The sequence below is a fragment of the Microbacterium sp. BDGP8 genome (genome assembly GCF_029991045.1).
In the GTDB taxonomy this organism is placed as follows: domain Bacteria; phylum Actinomycetota; class Actinomycetes; order Actinomycetales; family Microbacteriaceae; genus Microbacterium; species Microbacterium plantarum.
In genome coordinates this window covers 1509572-1525506 of the sequence record NZ_CP120712.1, presented here as the reverse complement: position 1 = coordinate 1525506, position 15935 = coordinate 1509572, and the positions used below count along the sequence as shown (strand labels likewise).

The following is a 15935-nucleotide window of genomic DNA, read 5'->3' as shown; positions in this document are numbered from 1 at the left end:
TGTGTTTCTCCTTGATTCGTGGTTCGGAAGGTCAGCCGCGCAGAACGCGCTCGGTGATGCTCTTGCCGCCGCGCCCGATGGCGAGCAGGCCGGACTGGGCCAGCTCCTTGATGCCGAAGGGCTCGAAGGCGCGGAGGATCGCGTCGATCTTGCCGCGGTCTCCGGTCACCTCGACCACCAGCGCGTCGGGGGCGTAGTCGACGATCGCGGCGCGGAACAGGTTCGCGACCTCGATCACGTTCGAGCGGGTCTGGTTGTCGGCCCGCACCTTGATGAGGATGTGCTCGCGCTGCACCGACGACGAGAAGTCGAGCTCGACGATCTTGATGACGTTCACGAGCTTGTTCAGCTGCTTGGTCACCTGCTCGAGCGGCAACTCCTCGACATCGACGACGACCGTGATGCGCGAGAGCCCCGGCACCTCGGTGACGCCGACGGCGAGCGACTCGATGTTGAAGCCGCGTCGGGCGAACAGCCCGGCGACACGGGTCAGCAGACCCGGCTTGTCCTCCACCAGGAGGCTCAGCACGTGGCGCGACATCTCAGGCCTCCTCGTCGAATGCGGGCGCGTGCTCGCGGGCGTACTGGATGTAGCTGTTGCTCACACCCTGCGGGACCATCGGCCACACCATCGCGTCTGCGCTCACGACGAAGTCGATCACGACGGGGCGATCGTTCGTCTCGAGGGCGAGCTTGATGGCGTCGTCGATCTGGTCCTCGGTCTCGACCCGGATGGCGAGGCAGCCGTACGCTTCGCCGAGCTTGACGAAATCGGGGACGCGCGCCGTTCCGTGGCCGGTGTTCAGGTCGGTGTTCGAGTGACGGCCATCGAAGAACAGCGTCTGCCACTGCCGCACCATGCCCAGCGACGAGTTGTTGATGATCGCGACCTTGATCGGGATCTGGTTGATGACGCAGGTCGCGAGCTCCTGGTTCGTCATCTGGAAGCAGCCGTCGCCGTCGATCGCCCAGACGACGCGCTCCGGCTGAGCGACCTTCGCACCCATGGCAGCGGGCACCGCGTAGCCCATCGTGCCGGCGCCGCCGGAGTTGAGCCATGAGTTGGGGCGCTCGTACTTGATGAACTGTGCGGCCCACATCTGGTGCTGGCCGACGCCCGAGGCGTAGACGCCCTCGGGGCCCGTGAGCTCGCCGATCCGCTGGATCACGTGCTGCGGCGACAGCAGCCCGTCGGTCGTCGGGGCGTAACCGAGCGGGAACTCCTCACGCAGCCCGTCGAGGTAGGCCCACCACTCGGTCGTGTCGGGCTTGCCGTCACCGATGACGCCGCGGAAGGCCGACTCAAGGTCGACCAGCACGTCGCGCACATCGCCCACGATCGGGACGTCGGCGAAGCGGATCTTCGAGATCTCGGCCGGATCGATGTCGACGTGCACGACCTTGGCGTGCGGCGCGAACAACGACGCTTTGCCGGTCACACGGTCGTCGAAGCGCGCACCGAGGGCGACGATCAGATCGGACTCCTGCAGCGCGAGCACCGCGGGCACCGTGCCGTGCATGCCCGGCATGCCGAGGTGCTGCGGGTGCGAGTCGGGGAAGGCGCCGCGCGCCATGAGCGTCGTGACCACGGGTGCGCCGGTCGCCTCCGCGAGCGTCAGCAGCTCGTCGGATGCGCCGCCGCGGATGACACCGCCGCCCACGTACAGCACGGGCTTGTGCGACTCGGCGAGAAGCTGCGCAGCCGCTTGGATCTGCTTGCCGTGCGCCTTGGTCACCGGACGATATCCCGGCAGGTCGATCTTCGGCGGCCAGACGAACGGCGCGCTGTTCTGCTGAGCGTCCTTCGTGATGTCCACGAGAACCGGGCCGGGGCGGCCGGTGCCGGCGATCTCGAAAGCCGCGGCGATCGCGCCGGGGATCTCCTCGGCGGTCTTCACGAGGAACGAGTGCTTCGTGATCGGCATCGTGATGCCGACGATGTCGGCTTCCTGGAAGGCATCCGTGCCCATGAGGGTCGAGAACACCTGCCCGGTGATGCAGACGAGCGGGACGGAGTCCATGTACGCGTCGGCGATCGCCGTCACGAGGTTGGTCGCGCCCGGGCCCGAGGTGGCGATCGCGACGCCGACCCGGCCGGATGCCGCGGCGTAGCCCTCGGCCGCGTGCCCTGCACCCTGCTCGTGACGGACGAGGATGTGGCGCACCGCCTCGTCGTCCATGAGCGGGTCGTAGACGGGCATGATCGCGCCGCCCGGGAGCCCGAAGACCTCGGTGACGCCGAGATTGTCGAGCGATCGGACAACGGCCTCTGCTCCCGTGATCACGGGTGCCGAGGGTGTGCGGGACGGCGGCCGGGGAATGGCCGCGGAGATGTCGGTGGACATGGTGATGAACCTCGCTGGAGAAGAGGAGACGATGTCGGAGCCGAAGTCAGCCGGTGGTCGCGCCCTCCGCGGCGGAGCGCACGAGCTTGGAGTACTTGGCCAGAACGCCACGGGTATAGCGCGGGGGAAGAGGGGCCCAGCCGTCACGGCGGGCGTTCAGCTCAGCCTCGTCGACGAGTAGGTCGAGGGAGCGAGCCGCGATATCGACCCGTATCAGATCACCATCGCGCACGAATGCGATGGGACCTGCGTCCACCGCTTCGGGTGCTATGTGGCCGATGCACAGGCCGGTTGTGCCGCCTGAGAATCGTCCGTCCGTCAAGAGTAGTACATCTTTTCCGAGCCCGGCGCCCTTGATGGCGGCGGTGATGGCGAGCATCTCGCGCATGCCCGGTCCACCCTTCGGGCCTTCGTAGCGGATGACGATGACCGAGCCCGGCTCGATCTCACCGTTCGCCACGGCATCCATCGCCGCGCGCTCGCGCTCGAACACACGCGCGGGCCCCTCGAACACCGCGGCGTCGAAGCCTGCGGTCTTGACGACGGCGCCCTCGGGGGCGAGCGACCCGTGCAGGATCGTGATGCCGCCGCTGGCGTGGATCGGGTTGTCGAACGTGTGGATGACCTTGCCGTCGATCGGCTCCGGGTCGAGGTCGCGGAGGTTCTCGGCGAGAGTCTTTCCGGTCACGGTCAGAGCGTCGCCGTGCAGCAGCCCCTCGTCGAGCATGGCCTTCATGACGACGGGGATGCCGCCGTGCCGGTCGACGTCGTTCATGACGTACTGGCCGAAGGGCTTCATGTCCGCGACGTGCGGCGTCTTGTCGCCGATGCGGTTGAAGTCGTGCAGGCTCAGGTCGACCTCCGCCTCGCGGGCGATCGCGAGGAGGTGGAGGACGGCGTTCGTCGAGCCGCCGAGGGCCATGACGAGGGCGATCGCGTTCTCGAACGCCTCCTTCGTCAGGATGTCCTTCGTCGTGATGCCCTGACGCAGGAGGTTGACGACGGCCTCGCCCGAGCGGTGGGCGTAGTAGTCGCGACGGCGGTCGGCCGACGGCGGCGCGGCGGAGCCCGGCAGGCTGAGGCCGAGGGCCTCGCCGACGGAGGCCATCGTGTTGGCGGTGTACATCCCGCCGCAGGCACCCTCCCCCGGGACGATCGCGCACTCGATGCGCTTGAGGTCCGCCTCGCTCATCTTTCCGGCACGGCACGCGCCGACACCCTCGAACGAGTCGATGATCGTGACGTCCTTCTCGGTGCCGTCGCTCAGCTTGACCCAGCCCGGCATCGTCGAGCCGGCGTACAGGAAGACGCTCGACAGGCCGAGGCGCGCGCTCGCCATCATCATGCCGGGGATCGACTTGTCGCAGCCGGCGAGCAGGACCGTGCCGTCGAGGCGTTCGGCCATGATGACGGCCTCGACCGAGTCGGCGATGACCTCGCGCGACACGAGGGAGAAGTGCATGCCCTCGTGGCCCATCGAGATGCCGTCCGAGACGGAGATGGTGCCGAACTGCAGCGGGTAGCCGCCGCCCGAGTGGACGCCCTCCTTGGCACCCTGCGCGAGCCGGTCGAGGCTCAGGTTGCAGGGGGTGATCTCGTTCCAGCTCGAGGCGATGCCGATCTGGGGCTTGTCCCAGTCCTCGTCGCCCATTCCGACGGCACGGAGCATGCCTCGGGAGGTCGTGGCTTCGATGCCGTCGGTGACGGCACGACTGCGGGGCTTGATGTCGATGGTCTCGGAGCTGTCGGACATTCTCGAATTCTATGCCCGTGCGGCAGGGCTCATTCTCCCGCCCGGGCCTCGGCGAGCCGTCCCAGCAGGACCGCGAGGGCGGCGGCATCCGCCACCCGGTATTGAGCGACCGTCTCTCCCCCACCCACGCGGATCCCCACGTCGCCCGGGTCGAGCGAGGCGAGCGCGTCCTCGTCGGTCACGTCGTCGCCGGCGAAGAGGACGACGTCGGCCCCGACCCGATCACGGAGGCTGCGGACGGCCGAGTCCTTGCCCTCGTGCCGCGAGGCGAACTCGAGGATGTCCTGGCCGGTGCGGCGGCGCCACGCGGGCGCCTCGGTCCGGACGAGATCATCGATCCGGGTGGCTGCCTCGGCGGCCTGCTCCCGATCGGCCAACCGCGTGTGGAGGGCGAACCCGAACCGCTTGTGCTCGATCCATGCGCCGTCGAGGCCTCCGGTGATCTGCTCCGCGCGCGCCGTGAGCTCGTCGCGGAGTGAGACGTCGCTGTCGCTGTCATGGGCGGAGTCCGCGCCCGGACGCCAGAACTCGGCGCCGTGCGAGCCGGCGAGATGTATCCGCGAATCCGGCTCGCGCTCGGAGATCTCGGCCAGGTGTTCGAGCGTACGACCCGACACGAGCGCGACCGTCGTCGCGGGTGCGTGAGCGAGCCGCGCGAGCGCGTCGCGCGCGGCGGGCAGCATTCTGGCCGACATCGGCTCATCGACGAGCGGGGCGAGCGTGCCGTCGAAGTCGAGCGCGATGAGGAGGTGCCGTGCGCTCGCTGCGCGCGCGACGGCTTCTGCGAGACCGTCGGGCGATGTGTACGCGACGGCGCTCATGCGCTGTGCTCCGCTTCGGTGGCGGCGGTCGAGACGGCGCGCGCGGTGGCAGCCGACTCCGCCGGGCTATTGGACTGAGCGGCGGTCGCGAGCGCGTCCAGGAACGATCGCGACCAGTCGTCGACGTCGTGTTCGCGGACGCGCTTGCGGAGAGCCCGCATGCGCCTCCCCTGCTCGGCTGCGGGCATCTCGATCGCCCGCACGATGGCATCCTTCATTCCGTCGATGTCGTGCGGGTTGATGCGCACGGCGCTCGCGAGTTCGTCGGCAGCACCGGCGAACTCGCTCAGGACGAGTACCCCGCGGTTGTCGATGCGACTGGCGACGTACTCCTTCGCGACGAGGTTCATGCCGTCACGGAGCGCGGTGACGAGCATGATGTCGGCGGCGAGGAAGAGGGCCACCATCTCTTCGCGCGGGAACGCCTGGTGCATGTAGCGGATCGCGCTGTGACCCCAGGTGTCGTGGTCGCCGTTGATGCGCGCGACGGTCAGCTCGATCTCGTCGCGCAGCTGCACGTACGACTCGACGCGCTCCCGGCTGGGGCTGGCGACCTGCACGAGAGTGGCGTCCTCGACGGAGACCCGTCCATCCTCGATGAGCTCGCCGAAGGCCTTGAGGCGGTGCCGGATGCCCTTCGTGTAGTCCAGCCGGTCGACGCCGAGCAGGACCGTCTTGGGGTTGCCGAGATCCTCGCGGATCTCCGCGGCCCGCGCCTGGATGTCAGGACGCTGTGCGAGCTCGATGTAGTCGTCGGTCGAGATCGAGATCGGGAACGCCTTGGCGAGTGCCGTGCGGTGCCCTCCGCCCGGGGCGGGGACGCGGATGCCGCTGGCCTTGGTTTCGTACCGCAGTTGACGCCGCACAGCGCGCGCGAAATTGCCGGCGTCGGCCACGCGCTGGAAACCGATCACGTCAGCGCCCAGGAGGCCCTCCAGCACCTGCTTCCGCCACGGGAGCTGCGAGTACAGCCCGTAAGCGGGGAACGGGATGTGGTGGAAGTACCCGATCGTGAGGTCGGGACGCATGTCGCGCAGCATCTTCGGCACGAGCTGCAGCTGGTAGTCCTGCACCCACACGGTTCCGCCGTCCGCTGCCACCGCAGCCGCAGCCTCGGCGAAGCGCCGGTTCACGCGCTGGTATGCCTCCCACCAGTTGCGCCGGTATCGCGGGGCGGCGATGACGTCGTGGTAGAGAGGCCAGATCGTGTCGTTGGAGAAGCCCTCGTAGTAGTCCTCGACGTCGGCGGCGCTGAGGGCGACGGGAACGAGGTGCATGCCGTCGAAGTCGAACGGATCGAACTCGAGGTCGGGCTTTCCGGGCCAGCCGACCCACGCGCCCTCGGTGCGGCGCATGACGGGCTCGAGGGCGGTGACGAGCCCTCCCGGCGAACGGCGCCATTCTCCGTCCCCACCACCGTCCGTGTTCCGGTCAACCGGAAGCCGGTTGGCGACGACGACGAAATCAGCGGTGCTCATGCATGCCTCCAGGCTGCGATCGGCGGTGATCCCAGCCTACCCGCGCGCCCAGCGCCCCCTGCGGGCGGCTACGTTTGTGGTATGCGCAAGTACCTCTTCGGCACCGGCCTCCTCTCCGCGATCACCGGTGGCGTGACGCTCCTCCGCTCGGCCCGCAGCGACGAGCCGTTCACGTGGCGCACCGCCCTGGCATGGCTCAGCTGGGGCATCACGATGGCGCTGGCGATCGGCGCCGTCGTCGACAGCTACCGCGGTGCTCGTGGGCGGCTCGTGGCGGACGACTCGAACGTCGACCGCGACAAGCTCTTCGCGGAGCGGGTCAAGCGCGGCCGGCGCTGACCCCGGGTCGAGGCGGGCTCAGCGCGTCAGGATGAGCGCTTCGCCCTGACCGCCGCCGCCGCACAGACCCGCGGCCGCTGCTCCGGCTCCGCGGCGCGCGAGCTCATGGGCGAGGTGGACGACGAGCCGTGCTCCGGAAGCGCCGATGGGGTGCCCGAGCGCGATGCCGCCGCCGTCGATGTTGACGATGTCAGCAGAGACACCGAGCCGGCGCACCGAGGCTGCCACGACGGCGCCGAACGCCTCGTTGATCTCGACGAGATGGAGCTCCGAGACCGTCATACCCTGCTTCGCCAGGGCCCGCTCGATCGCGGCGGCCGGCTGCTCGTGGAGCGAGTTGTCGGGACCGGCGACCTGGCCATTGGCACCGACGACGACCATCACCGACCATCCCTCCCGCTCGGCGCGCTCGCGCGTCGTCAACACGACCGCCGCTGCGCCATCTGAGATCTGAGAGGCATTGCCGGCGGTGATCGAGCCGTCCTTCGCGAAGGCGGGACGCAGCCCACCGAGGGTGTCGACGGTCGTATCGGCACGGATGCCCTCGTCGGTATCGACGATGAGTGGCTCGCCCCGACGCTGCGGCACCGCCACCGGAGCGATCTCAGCCGCGAAGCGGCCTGCGTCGCGGGCTGCCGCAGCACGCTGATGAGAGCGCGCGGCAGCGGCATCCTGGTCCTGCCTGGACACAGCGAACCGAGGGTTGAGGCGCTCGGTCGACGCGCCCATGCTCTCGCGGTCGTACGCATCGGTGAGCCCGTCGAAGGCGGTGTGGTCGAGCACCTCGATCGATCCATAGGACCAGCCCGAACGCGAGCCCGGGAGGAGGTGGGGCGCCCGGCTCATCGATTCCATGCCGCCGGCTACCACGACCTCGGCGTCGCCGAGCGCGATCATGCGCGCGGCGTCGATGATCGCCGTGAGGCCGGAGAGACAGACCTTGTTGACGCTCGAGGCCGGGACGTCCCAGCCGATGCCGCCCGCGAGCGCGGCCTGCCGAGCCGGATTCTGTCCATTGCCCGCGGGGAGGACCTGCCCCATGATGACGGCGTCGACCGCAGTGGCGGCGACGCCTGATGCCGCGAGAGCACCGGCGATGGCGGCGCCACCGAGCTCGGGGGCCGGAACGGACGACAGACTCCCCTGCAAGCGCCCCTGCGGCGTGCGGGCGGCGGCGACGATGACGATCTCGGGCGTGGTCATGTTCTCAAGCCTACGAGCGTCCCCGACGTCGATGGCCCGTGCAGGTCCCCGCCGCGGGGACGAGATTCCGGCCCCTGTGGAGAGTGGCGGGCCGATGTCGGGGGTTCGTGACAGTATTCGAACATGCATTCGAATGACGAACTCGGCGGCCGGCCTGGCAGCGGGATGGGCAGCGACGGTGACGTCGATGCCCTGGCGGTGCTGGTCGCGGATGCCGAGGGCGCGGCGGATGCTGCGCGGTTGGCGCAGATTCGTGAGGTTCGGGTGCTCGCTGCGGCGGGGGTTCTCGCGGAGAAGCAGGCCGTGGGCGCGTCGGAGAAGGTCAAGGCGCGCGAGATGGCGTTGCGCGGGATCGCCGCGGAGCTGGCCGGGGTGTTCGTCGCGACCGACCGGACACTGCAGCGGCGGATCGACGAGGCGCGCGATCTGGTCGACAACTTCCCGCTGACGATGGCCGCGTGGGAGGACGGGCGCATCGTGCGTGGGCATGTGCGGGTGATTCAGGAGGTCGGATGCCTCGTGCCCGTGGAGGGCCGGGCGGAGTTCGAACGCGTCGCGATCGAGCGGTGCGAGGGCGAGAGACCCAACCGGGTGCGGGACGCGTTGCGGATGATCGCGGAGCGGATTCACCCGCGGACGTTCACCGAACGGCACGAAGACGCCGCCGCAGGACGGGGCGTGTGGGTGCAGGCCGGGGCGGATGGGATGTCCGATCTGATCGCGACGCTGCCGACCGTGATCGCCGACGGGATCGTGGACCGGCTCACCCGGCAGGCGCGGGAGATCATCAACGCGCGGGCTCAGGCTGAAGCCGCGGGCGTTGACGCTCGAGCCGACGCGCCTGACGCTCGAGCCGAGGCGCCTGACGTTCGAGCCGACACCAACGGCGGCGCGCCCGGCGCCGACACGACGATCCGCGACGGGTCGTCGTTCGTCGACGACGCCCGCACCATCGATCAGGTCCGCGCCGACGTGCTCAGTGACCTGCTCCTCGCCGGGACACCCGCCCTCGATCCCACCGGCACCGGTGACGGCGACGGAACCCTCGGGGCGATCCGGGCACACGTGCAGGTGGCCGTGTCGGCACTCACGCTGATGGGACAGGACGAAGGGCCCGCGGATCTGGCAGGACGCTCGCCCATCGACGCCACCACCGCACGCGAACTCGCAGGCAACGCGACCTCCTGGGACCGGCTTCTCACCCACCCGGTCACCGGGACGGTGCTCGAGTGCGACAGCTACCGGCCCACCGCAGGGATGGTGCGGCTGCTACGTGCGCGCGATCGGCACTGCCGATTCCCCGGATGCCGGCAACCCGCCATCCGCTGCGAACTCGACCACACCATCGCCGCATCCGACGGCGGTGCCACCCACGTGTGCAACCTTGCCAACCTCTGCAAGAGACACCACGACGTCAAACACCACACCCGATGGCGAGTCCAACAACTCCCCGGCGGAAGGCTGATCTGGACATCACCCACCGGACGGGTCTACCGCGAAGACGCACCACCACCACTCGTCGCATTCACCGTCACGGAACCGGCCGGCGGTGACGGACGGCACTCCGTCCTGCACGAAGCACCGACCGAGTCGGTCGCTGTCGCGCGGCCCGCTCACAGCGCTCCGCCGTTCTGAGGCGCTCGACCGCGCCGTGACGGCAACACACGAAGGCCCCGCAACTGGCGAGAGTTGCAGGGCCTTCGTGCTGGTGCACCCCCTGGGACTCGAACCCAGAACCCACTGATTAAGAGTCAGTTGCTCTGCCGATTGAGCTAGAGGTGCAGGCTGTTCGCAGTGAAGCGAACCGAGGAGAAACGTTACCCCACTTCGCGTCGTCGCGCCAATCGAGGCCCCCGGCGCGTCGTATCCTGGAGCCGTGACCCCCACCACACCGGATCTGACAGCGCCTTCTGCAGACGCCCTGGCCGACGACCTGGCATTCGCACTCCGGTTGGCAGACGCCGCCGACGCGGTGAGCATGGCCCGTTTCGACGCGGCCGACCTCGACGTGCGCCTGAAAGCGGACGCGTCGCACGTCACCGAGGCAGACCTCGCCACAGAACGCGCCATCCGCGACATGCTGGCCGCCGAGCGCCCGGACGACGGCGTGCTGGGCGAGGAGTATGGCGCCACCGGCGACGCACGACGCCAGTGGATCATCGACCCGATCGACGGCACCGCGAACTACCTCAAGGGCATCCCGATGTGGGCGACCCTGATCGCGCTGTCCGTGGTCGGCACGCCTCGCGTCGGCGTCGTCAGTCAGCCGGCCATCGGTCGTCGCTGGTGGGCCGCGACAGGGCACGGGGCGTGGACGAACGTCCCGGGCGAGACGACGCCGCGGTCACTCTCGGTCTCGTCGATCGACGACCTCGCGCAGGCGAGCATCAGCTTCCAGAGCATCCACCAGTGGGATGAAGTCGGCCGGGGCGAACAGCTCCTCGCACTCTCGCGCCGAGTCTGGCGCGATCGTGGCTACGGCGACGCGTGGCCCTACATGCTCCTCGCCGAAGGACGGCTCGAGTTCGTCGCCGAGTTCGGTGTCAAGGAGTACGACCTGGCCGCCCACGTGCCCATCGTCACCGAGGCAGGGGGACGCTTCACCGACATCGACGGCGCTGAGACCCTGTCGACGCGCTCATCGCTCGCGACCAACGGCATCCTGCACGACACCTTCCTCGAGATGCTCGCTCACGAGGGCGGTCGCGCATGACCCGGCGGCACGCATCCCTCGTCCTGGCGACCGGCTCGGCCCTGGCTCTGACGTTCCTGACCGGCTGCTCCGCACCCGAACCGACGGAGACCGCGCCGCCGGAAGCTGTCCCCTCCTCTCCCGTCGCGACGCCAGAGGCCACCGCCTCGGAGCCGGCGCTCCCGGACCCGACCTGCGAGAACATCATCCGAGAGGCCAGCCTCGAAGAGCTGCAGTCGCAGGGCTGGGAGTACCAGCAGGGCCCGTTCATGATCGGCGAGATGCAGATCGACGCGGGCGTCTCCTGCACCTGGACGAACGCGGCCGAACCCGGCGGGAACATCCTCCAGTTCGGCTGGGCACCGCTGACAGCCGCCGAGACCTCGGACGCCGAGCGCGCCCTTGTTTCGGAAGGCTGGATCCGCGAAGAGGGCGACGGCGGGGTCTACATCACCGAAGATCCGGCGTTCGCGCTGAACATCGACGGCGACGGATACGGCGTCACATACTTCTTCGGCGAAGGCTATGCCCAGGTCGCCGATGTGAAGCAGGGCCTCGTCGTCATCGAGCGACGTTGATGGGAGAGCTTCACGCCGTCGGTGTCGCCGACGATCTGGCGGGCCGTATCCGCGACGCCGAACGCGACCTGCTCACCAGTGCCGTCCGGCAGGACGCGCGCCGCCTCCGCGAGCTCATCCACCCGGACTTCACCGAGATCGGCCGGTCCGGCCGCCTATGGACGCGCTCCGACCTTCTCGTCGAGCTCCTGGAGGAGGCGACCCGCGACACTCCGCATACGGACGAGTGGGTCATCCAGCGCCTCGACGTGGACACGGTGCTCGTGACATACCGGCTCATCGCCGGTACCCGGGTCAGCCGGCATTCGTCGGTCTGGGCCACCTCGGGTGACGTCCTCGCGCTGCGTTTCCACCAGGGCACCGAACAGTCGGCTGCCGACGCACGTCCGTAGCCTCGCGCATAGAGTCTGCGGCCCGCGAGGTCAAGCACCTGCGGTGAGGCGGCACCCACGTGCACAATCGAGGCATGCCTGCACTTGCGATCATCCTCATCATCATCGGCATCGCGTTGCTGTTCACGGGAATCTTCGTCGAAGCGGTGAAGTTCCTGCTCTTCATCGGCATCGCGCTGATCATCATCGCGGTCATCGCCTGGCTCATGCGTTCGATTCGCAACAAGACCTGAGACCGCACGTATCAGCGAAAGCCCCTGCGCCTCAACCGAGGTCGGGGGCTTTCGCTTGCGCCGACAGCATCACTCGGGACCCTCGTCGTGTGCGGCAGCGCCGTCACGACGGGCCCTGATGGCGCCGATCAGTGTCGCGACCCAGAACACCAGCAGCACGCCGAACAGCACCGCGAGCACCATCGTGAATGCACCGCCGTCACCGCGCGCGACGGACCAGACGTTCATGGCGAGCAGGCCGGCGGCCACCACGATCTGGACGATCAACAGCCACAGCCGCGATCCCGACCACGTCTTCACGTTGTCCCGCCAATACGCCATGCCCCGAACGTAGCGCACGACGGTGTCGGCTCGACATAGCAGAAGCCCCCGATCCCACTGTTTCCAGGGGATCGGGGGCTTTGCAGCGTGACAGCGGCAGTGGTGGAGATGGGGGGAATCGAACCCCCGTCCATCGCTGAGATACGGCGTCTTCTCCGGGCGCAGTCTGTAGAGGCGTTCTGCTCGGCCCCGACTTTCAGTACAGACACATAAGTCGACGGGCCCAGTCCGGGAAGAGTCCCGCGTGACGTCCGGACGCCGTCACGCAGCAAGATCCCTAGATGACGCCAGGGTCCGTGGCGGGATCACACACGGTCTGACGGACTATCGGGCTCGCTTACGCAGCGAGGGCGAAGTCAGTGCGCTTGGATTCGGCACTTATAGTTTTGCAGAGATCGTTAACGAGATAACCCTGCATCCTCGGCCCGCTTCTCGCCGACACACAGGCGATGTCGAAACCGATCATCCCCATGAGCCTTCGGTCGAAGGGCCGCTGTCACACTGTGGACTTACCAAACCGGATGCCGCAGCACCCGAGCACTACAGACTACAACCGATCGGCGCCCCACGCCATTCCCACCCTTCGCGCCTAGAGTCGGAGCATGGCAGACATCCTCATCTCCGTCCGCGGCGAGGCCGAGCGACGCGTCTCGCCCGAGGTCGCGATCGTCTCCGCCGCCGCCTCCGCCGACGGTCCTGAACGGACCGCCGTCGTCTCCCGGGCGACCGCGACGATCGCACCCCTGCGCACGCGCCTCGAGGAGCTCACACGAACGGGCGTCGTCTCGAGCTGGTCGAGCGGGTCCGTCTCGACCTGGTCCGACCGGCCGTGGAACCCCGAGGGGAACCAGCTCGCGCCCGTGCACCACGCGACGATCGACCTCGTGGCCACATTCGACGACTTCGTCGCGCTCGCGGAATGGGTGTCTCTGCTCTCCGACGACGAAGGGATGCGCGTCTCGAACGTCGAGTGGCAGCTCTCCCCCGCGACACGGGCGACGATCGAACGCGAGGTCGCGACCTCCGCCGTCGGCGTCGCTGTGGCACGCGCCTCGGCGTACGCGACCGCGCTCGGTCACGGCACGGTCGAGCCTGTCGAGATCGCCGATGTCGGGCTCCTCAGCGGCGCCGAGGCTCCGCCTGCCGCGCCGATGTTCGCGCGAGCGGCGACGATGTCAGCCGACGCGTCGTCCGGGGGCATGGAGCTCCGGCCCGCTGAGATCGTCGTGACCGCCGCGGTCGAGGCGCGCTTCCGCGCCCGTTGACGACCGGACGGCGAAGCGGGATACCGCTATTCGCCGAGTCGGTTGCGGGTGCGCATCGCCCGCTCCGCCTCGCGCTTGTCCTCGCGCTCGCGGATGGTCTGTCGCTTCTCGAACTCGCGCTTACCCTTCGCGACCGCGATCTCGACCTTCGCCCGGCCGTCCGAGAAGTACAGCCGTAGCGGTACGAGGGTGTACCCCCCGGCGCTGACCGCGTGCGAGAGCTTGATGATCTCCTCCTTGTGGAGCAGCAGCTTTCGCGTGCGCTTGGTCGCGTGATTCGTCCAGTGACCCTGCGAGTACTCCGGAATGTGCACGGCATCGAGGTAGGCCTGACCGTTGTCGATGTAGGCGTAGCCGTCGGTGAGGTTCGCGCGGCCCTGTCGCAGCGACTTCACCTCGGTGCCGGTGAGCACGAGACCCGCCTCGTACGTCTTCTCGATCGCGTAGTCGTGTCGGGCGCGCTTATTGCTCGCCACGAGCTTCTCGCCCTGTTCCTTCGGCATGACGCGCCTCCTTCCTGGTGCACTGGCGCAGCCCTACAGTCTAGGGGTACGGCGACGCGCGGGCGACGCGGCGGGGTTCGGCCTCAGGCGCGCAGCCACCGTCTGATCGCGAACCCGGCCGAGACGGCGGCCAGCACGACGCCGATCACGATGACAGCCGGAACCACCAGCGCGACGTCGCCCAGGTTCACCCAGGTCGTCACGAAGTCGATCTGCGACGACAGGTAGTCGCCGACTCCGACCTGCACCATCGCGATGATCGCGACGCTCGCGAGCGCCGATCCGATCAGCGCCGCGAACACCCCCTCGAGGATGAAGGGCGTCTGGATGAACCGGTTGGAGGCTCCCACGAGGCGCATGATGCCGAGCTCCCGCCGCCGCGCATAAGCCGACAGCCGGATGGTCGTCGCGATGAGGAGCACCGCAGCGATCAGCATCAGACCGGCGATGCCGACCGCGATGTATGTGGCGACGGTGAGCGCCGAGAACAAGGGGTCGAGATACTGCAGCTGGTTCGCGACCTCCTCGACTCCGTCGAAGTCTTTGAACGCCTCGCTGATGACGTCGCTCTGCGACGGGTCGGCGAGGTTGACCCAGTAGGTGTTGTTCAGCTGCTCGGGGCTGACGAACTCGGCGTAGTCCTCCCCCATGAGCGAGAGGACGTTGTCGTACGCCTCCTGACTCGTCTCGAACCGCACATCGCGCACGACGCTCTGCAACGCGGGCGAGGCCAGCCTCTCGGCCACCGCCGCGATCTGCTCGTCGGTCGCGGGACCGTCGGCGCAGTTCTGCACCGTCGCTTCCTCACGACACATGTAGACGGCGACCTGCGCACGCTCGGACCAGTAGTCCTTCGTCTTGCTGATCTGCATCTGCATGAGCATCGCCGCACCCACGAAGGTGAGCGAGACGAAGGTCACGAGGACGACGGAGATCACCATCGACGCGTTGCGGCGCAGGCCCGTCAGAGCCTCGCCGAGGATCAGGCCGACTCTCATGACGTGGGCCCCACTTCGTCGCTGCGATCGTCGCGATCGCCGAGTCCGAGCTTCTTCGCGACGTCGGGCAGTCCGAGGCCGGCAAGATCGATGTCGGGGGCGACGATCGGGATGGCCCGCGTCTCCCCGACCGGCGGCGGCGGCTCCGCCGGCGCCTCGGGCTCGTCGGGCACCGGGACGTGCGCGGTGGGCGGGGTCTCGGCGATCTCACGCTGCAGCTCCAGAACCGCCGTGAGAGCAGCGACCGCGGCAGCGCCGCGCACCGGCTCGGGGGCCAGGCTCGGGAGTGCCGAGGTGTCGCCGTACCCGCCGCCGACCTCGTCGCGGACCATGACGCCACCGCTCAGCTCGATCACGCGGCGCTGCATCTGGTCGACGAAGCCGGCCTCGTGCGTGGCCATCACGACCGTCGTGCCGTTGGCGTTGATCCGGGCGAGCAGCTGCATGATGTCGACGGATGTCGCGGGGTCGAGGTTTCCGGTGGGCTCGTCGGCCAGGAGCACCTGCGGACGGTTGACGATCGCGCGCGCGATGGCGACGCGCTGCTGCTCTCCGCCCGAGAGCTCGTGCGGCAGCCGCTTCTCCTTGCCCGCGAGGCCGACGAGCGCGAGCGCCTCCGGAACGGCCTGCGAGATGAAAGCGCGAGACGAGCCGATCACCTGGAGGGTGAAGGCCACGTTCTGGAAGACGGTCTTGTTGGGCAGCAGCCGGAAGTCTTGGAAGACCGCGCCGATGTGGCGACGGAAGTAGGGCACCTTGCGCGTCGACAGGCCGCGCAGGTCGCGGCCGAGCACGACCACGCGCCCCTCGGAGGCGACATCCTCGCGCAGGATCATCCGCAGACACGACGACTTGCCGGATCCGGAAGCGCCGACGAGGAAGACGAACTCGCCGCGCTGGATCTCGAAGTCGACGTCGCTGAGCGCGGGCTTCGAGGTGCCGCGATACCGCTTGCTGACGTGTTCGAACCGGATCATGACTCGATGAGCCTAAGCGGCTCCCCCGCACAACCAC

17 protein-coding genes, 1 tRNA gene and 1 other RNA gene are annotated in these 15935 nt (G+C 68.7%); 7 read left to right on the top strand and 12 right to left on the bottom strand.

Going from position 1 to position 15935, the window contains the following annotated elements; all coding sequences use genetic code 11:
* Positions 1–31: 31 nt before the first annotated feature.
* Genes ilvN through P6897_RS07335 form a run of 5 tightly spaced genes read right to left on the bottom strand, consistent with a single transcriptional unit; the run spans position 32 to position 6397 of the window.
* Positions 32–541, bottom strand: a complete 510-nt coding sequence (gene ilvN, locus P6897_RS07355; protein ID WP_071918201.1) for an acetolactate synthase small subunit — start codon at positions 539–541, stop codon at positions 32–34.
* Position 542: 1 nt separating this feature from the next.
* Positions 543–2345: an acetolactate synthase large subunit gene (locus P6897_RS07350; protein ID WP_112614396.1), complete on the bottom strand. Its 1803-nt coding sequence runs from the start codon at positions 2343–2345 to the stop codon at positions 543–545.
* A 46-nt stretch (positions 2346–2391) separates the two neighbouring features.
* The gene (ilvD, locus tag P6897_RS07345) at positions 2392–4098 is read right to left on the bottom strand and encodes a dihydroxy-acid dehydratase (protein WP_112614394.1); all 1707 of its coding nucleotides are present in this window, start codon (positions 4096–4098) and stop codon (positions 2392–2394) included.
* 29 nt (positions 4099–4127) lie between these two features.
* Positions 4128–4919 (bottom strand): trehalose-phosphatase, encoded by a 792-nt coding sequence (gene otsB, locus P6897_RS07340; protein WP_282502477.1) that lies wholly within the window; start codon positions 4917–4919, stop codon positions 4128–4130.
* Positions 4916–6397 carry a trehalose-6-phosphate synthase gene (locus P6897_RS07335; protein ID WP_274177769.1) on the bottom strand — a complete coding sequence of 494 codons (1482 nt, stop codon included), beginning with the start codon at positions 6395–6397 and terminating at the stop codon, positions 4916–4918. The genes otsB and P6897_RS07335 overlap by 4 nt, the downstream gene beginning before the upstream one ends.
* An 81-nt stretch (positions 6398–6478) precedes the next feature.
* Here P6897_RS07335 and P6897_RS07330 point away from each other — a divergent pair, with 81 nt between their 5' ends.
* Positions 6479–6736 (top strand): hypothetical protein, encoded by a 258-nt coding sequence (locus P6897_RS07330; protein ID WP_112614388.1) that lies wholly within the window; start codon positions 6479–6481, stop codon positions 6734–6736.
* Positions 6737–6754: 18 nt separating this feature from the next.
* On the opposite strand, the gene P6897_RS07325 is transcribed toward P6897_RS07330, so the two are convergent.
* A complete protein-coding gene (locus tag P6897_RS07325; protein ID WP_282502475.1) occupies positions 6755–7939 on the bottom strand; it encodes an acetyl-CoA C-acyltransferase in 1185 nt (394 codons plus the stop codon).
* A gap of 123 nt (positions 7940–8062) precedes the next feature.
* Between P6897_RS07325 and P6897_RS07320 the strand changes: the two genes are divergently transcribed.
* Positions 8063–9574, top strand: coding sequence for an HNH endonuclease signature motif containing protein (locus P6897_RS07320; RefSeq protein ID WP_282502473.1), 1512 nt, complete (start codon positions 8063–8065; stop codon positions 9572–9574).
* Positions 9575–9645: 71 nt separating this feature from the next.
* On the opposite strand, the gene P6897_RS07315 is transcribed toward P6897_RS07320, so the two are convergent.
* A tRNA-Lys gene (locus P6897_RS07315) sits at positions 9646–9721 on the bottom strand.
* Positions 9722–9815: 94 nt separating this feature from the next.
* Here P6897_RS07315 and P6897_RS07310 point away from each other — a divergent pair.
* From P6897_RS07310 to P6897_RS07295, 4 genes are all read left to right on the top strand, one after another.
* Positions 9816–10652, top strand: a complete 837-nt coding sequence (locus P6897_RS07310) for an inositol monophosphatase family protein (RefSeq protein ID WP_282502472.1) — start codon at positions 9816–9818, stop codon at positions 10650–10652.
* A complete protein-coding gene (locus P6897_RS07305; RefSeq protein WP_112614380.1) occupies positions 10649–11209 on the top strand; it encodes a hypothetical protein in 561 nt (186 codons plus the stop codon). Before P6897_RS07310 ends, P6897_RS07305 begins: the two co-directional genes overlap by 4 nt.
* Positions 11209–11601: a DUF4440 domain-containing protein gene (locus tag P6897_RS07300; RefSeq protein WP_282502471.1), complete on the top strand. Its 393-nt coding sequence runs from the start codon at positions 11209–11211 to the stop codon at positions 11599–11601. The genes P6897_RS07305 and P6897_RS07300 overlap by 1 nt, the downstream gene beginning before the upstream one ends.
* A 74-nt stretch (positions 11602–11675) precedes the next feature.
* Positions 11676–11834: a hypothetical protein gene (locus P6897_RS07295; protein WP_269266462.1), complete on the top strand. Its 159-nt coding sequence runs from the start codon at positions 11676–11678 to the stop codon at positions 11832–11834.
* Between the two features lie 69 nt (positions 11835–11903).
* On the opposite strand, the gene P6897_RS07290 is transcribed toward P6897_RS07295, so the two are convergent.
* Positions 11904–12155: a hypothetical protein gene (locus P6897_RS07290; RefSeq protein ID WP_282502470.1), complete on the bottom strand. Its 252-nt coding sequence runs from the start codon at positions 12153–12155 to the stop codon at positions 11904–11906.
* A gap of 100 nt (positions 12156–12255) precedes the next feature.
* Positions 12256–12625: a transfer-messenger RNA gene (gene ssrA, locus P6897_RS07285) on the bottom strand.
* Positions 12626–12757: 132 nt separating this feature from the next.
* Between ssrA and P6897_RS07280 the strand changes: the two genes are divergently transcribed.
* Entirely contained in the window at positions 12758–13420 is a 663-nt protein-coding gene (locus P6897_RS07280; protein ID WP_282502469.1) for an SIMPL domain-containing protein, read from the top strand.
* Positions 13421–13446: 26 nt separating this feature from the next.
* Here the strand turns inward: P6897_RS07280 and smpB are convergent, their stop codons facing one another.
* From smpB to ftsE, 3 genes are all read right to left on the bottom strand, one after another.
* On the bottom strand, positions 13447–13923 hold the full coding sequence (smpB, locus tag P6897_RS07275) for an SsrA-binding protein SmpB (protein WP_112614374.1): 477 nt from the start codon (positions 13921–13923) through the stop codon (positions 13447–13449).
* An 83-nt stretch (positions 13924–14006) separates the two neighbouring features.
* The gene (gene ftsX, locus P6897_RS07270; RefSeq protein ID WP_112614372.1) at positions 14007–14921 is read right to left on the bottom strand and encodes a permease-like cell division protein FtsX; all 915 of its coding nucleotides are present in this window, start codon (positions 14919–14921) and stop codon (positions 14007–14009) included.
* Entirely contained in the window at positions 14918–15898 is a 981-nt protein-coding gene (ftsE, locus tag P6897_RS07265) for a cell division ATP-binding protein FtsE (protein WP_023951105.1), read from the bottom strand. Before ftsE ends, ftsX begins: the two co-directional genes overlap by 4 nt.
* Positions 15899–15935: the final 37 nt, after the last annotated feature.

Coding starts and splice junctions, on each gene's coding strand:
- P6897_RS07305 (WP_112614380.1), top strand. CDS start 10,649: ATGACCCGGCGGCACGCATCCCTCGTCCTGGCGACCGGCTCGGCCCTG.
- P6897_RS07350 (WP_112614396.1), bottom strand. CDS start 2,345: ATGTCCACCGACATCTCCGCGGCCATTCCCCGGCCGCCGTCCCGCACA.
- ilvD (WP_112614394.1), bottom strand. CDS start 4,098: ATGTCCGACAGCTCCGAGACCATCGACATCAAGCCCCGCAGTCGTGCC.
- P6897_RS07335 (WP_274177769.1), bottom strand. CDS start 6,397: ATGAGCACCGCTGATTTCGTCGTCGTCGCCAACCGGCTTCCGGTTGAC.
- P6897_RS07330 (WP_112614388.1), top strand. CDS start 6,479: ATGCGCAAGTACCTCTTCGGCACCGGCCTCCTCTCCGCGATCACCGGT.
- otsB (WP_282502477.1), bottom strand. CDS start 4,919: ATGAGCGCCGTCGCGTACACATCGCCCGACGGTCTCGCAGAAGCCGTC.
- ftsE (WP_023951105.1), bottom strand. CDS start 15,898: ATGATCCGGTTCGAACACGTCAGCAAGCGGTATCGCGGCACCTCGAAG.
- smpB (WP_112614374.1), bottom strand. CDS start 13,923: ATGCCGAAGGAACAGGGCGAGAAGCTCGTGGCGAGCAATAAGCGCGCC.
- P6897_RS07325 (WP_282502475.1), bottom strand. CDS start 7,939: ATGACCACGCCCGAGATCGTCATCGTCGCCGCCGCCCGCACGCCGCAG.
- P6897_RS07290 (WP_282502470.1), bottom strand. CDS start 12,155: ATGGCGTATTGGCGGGACAACGTGAAGACGTGGTCGGGATCGCGGCTG.
- ftsX (WP_112614372.1), bottom strand. CDS start 14,921: ATGAGAGTCGGCCTGATCCTCGGCGAGGCTCTGACGGGCCTGCGCCGC.
- P6897_RS07320 (WP_282502473.1), top strand. CDS start 8,063: ATGCATTCGAATGACGAACTCGGCGGCCGGCCTGGCAGCGGGATGGGC.
- P6897_RS07300 (WP_282502471.1), top strand. CDS start 11,209: ATGGGAGAGCTTCACGCCGTCGGTGTCGCCGACGATCTGGCGGGCCGT.
- ilvN (WP_071918201.1), bottom strand. CDS start 541: ATGTCGCGCCACGTGCTGAGCCTCCTGGTGGAGGACAAGCCGGGTCTG.
- P6897_RS07280 (WP_282502469.1), top strand. CDS start 12,758: ATGGCAGACATCCTCATCTCCGTCCGCGGCGAGGCCGAGCGACGCGTC.
- P6897_RS07295 (WP_269266462.1), top strand. CDS start 11,676: ATGCCTGCACTTGCGATCATCCTCATCATCATCGGCATCGCGTTGCTG.